1 rRNA gene is annotated in these 1,669 nt (G+C 53.0%); it reads left to right on the top strand.

The features are described from left to right. Positions 1–104 precede the first annotated feature (104 nt). Positions 105–1,644: ribosomal RNA gene (locus KP80_RS21750) — 16S ribosomal RNA — on the top strand. Positions 1,645–1,669: the final 25 nt, after the last annotated feature.

Here is a 1,669-nt window from a genome sequence, read left to right as displayed (position 1 = left end):
CTCGTGGGCTCGGAGATGTGTATAAGAGACAGAATACCAAGTCTCAACGAGTGAACATACGTAATTCATTACGAAGTTTAATTCATTGAGCATCAAACACTTTTAAATTGAAGAGTTTGATCATGGCTCAGATTGAACGCTGGCGGCAGGCCTAACACATGCAAGTCGAACGGTAGCACAGAGAGCTTGCTCTTGGGTGACGAGTGGCGGACGGGTGAGTAATGTCTGGGAAACTGCCCGATGGAGGGGGATAACTACTGGAAACGGTAGCTAATACCGCATAACGTCGCAAGACCAAAGTGGGGGACCTTCGGGCCTCACACCATCGGATGTGCCCAGATGGGATTAGCTAGTAGGTGGGGTAATGGCTCACCTAGGCGACGATCCCTAGCTGGTCTGAGAGGATGACCAGCCACACTGGAACTGAGACACGGTCCAGACTCCTACGGGAGGCAGCAGTGGGGAATATTGCACAATGGGCGCAAGCCTGATGCAGCCATGCCGCGTGTATGAAGAAGGCCTTCGGGTTGTAAAGTACTTTCAGCGAGGAGGAAGGTGTTGTAGTTAATAGCTGCAGCAATTGACGTTACTCGCAGAAGAAGCACCGGCTAACTCCGTGCCAGCAGCCGCGGTAATACGGAGGGTGCAAGCGTTAATCGGAATTACTGGGCGTAAAGCGCACGCAGGCGGTCTGTCAAGTCGGATGTGAAATCCCCGGGCTCAACCTGGGAACTGCATTCGAAACTGGCAGGCTAGAGTCTTGTAGAGGGGGGTAGAATTCCAGGTGTAGCGGTGAAATGCGTAGAGATCTGGAGGAATACCGGTGGCGAAGGCGGCCCCCTGGACAAAGACTGACGCTCAGGTGCGAAAGCGTGGGGAGCAAACAGGATTAGATACCCTGGTAGTCCACGCCGTAAACGATGTCGACTTGGAGGTTGTGCCCTTGAGGCGTGGCTTCCGGAGCTAACGCGTTAAGTCGACCGCCTGGGGAGTACGGCCGCAAGGTTAAAACTCAAATGAATTGACGGGGGCCCGCACAAGCGGTGGAGCATGTGGTTTAATTCGATGCAACGCGAAGAACCTTACCTACTCTTGACATCCAGAGAACTTAGCAGAGATGCTTTGGTGCCTTCGGGAACTCTGAGACAGGTGCTGCATGGCTGTCGTCAGCTCGTGTTGTGAAATGTTGGGTTAAGTCCCGCAACGAGCGCAACCCTTATCCTTTGTTGCCAGCGGTTCGGCCGGGAACTCAAAGGAGACTGCCAGTGATAAACTGGAGGAAGGTGGGGATGACGTCAAGTCATCATGGCCCTTACGAGTAGGGCTACACACGTGCTACAATGGCATATACAAAGAGAAGCGACCTCGCGAGAGCAAGCGGACCTCATAAAGTATGTCGTAGTCCGGATTGGAGTCTGCAACTCGACTCCATGAAGTCGGAATCGCTAGTAATCGTAGATCAGAATGCTACGGTGAATACGTTCCCGGGCCTTGTACACACCGCCCGTCACACCATGGGAGTGGGTTGCAAAAGAAGTAGGTAGCTTAACCTTCGGGAGGGCGCTTACCACTTTGTGATTCATGACTGGGGTGAAGTCGTAACAAGGTAACCGTAGGGGAACCTGCGGTTGGATCACCTCCTTACCTTAAAGAACCTGCCTTTGTAGTG

The sequence above is a fragment of the Kluyvera genomosp. 1 genome, from assembly GCF_001266615.1.
In the GTDB taxonomy this organism is placed as follows: Bacteria; Pseudomonadota; Gammaproteobacteria; order Enterobacterales; family Enterobacteriaceae; genus Kluyvera; species Kluyvera cryocrescens_A.
This window is presented reverse-complemented; position numbering and strand designations above follow the sequence as displayed.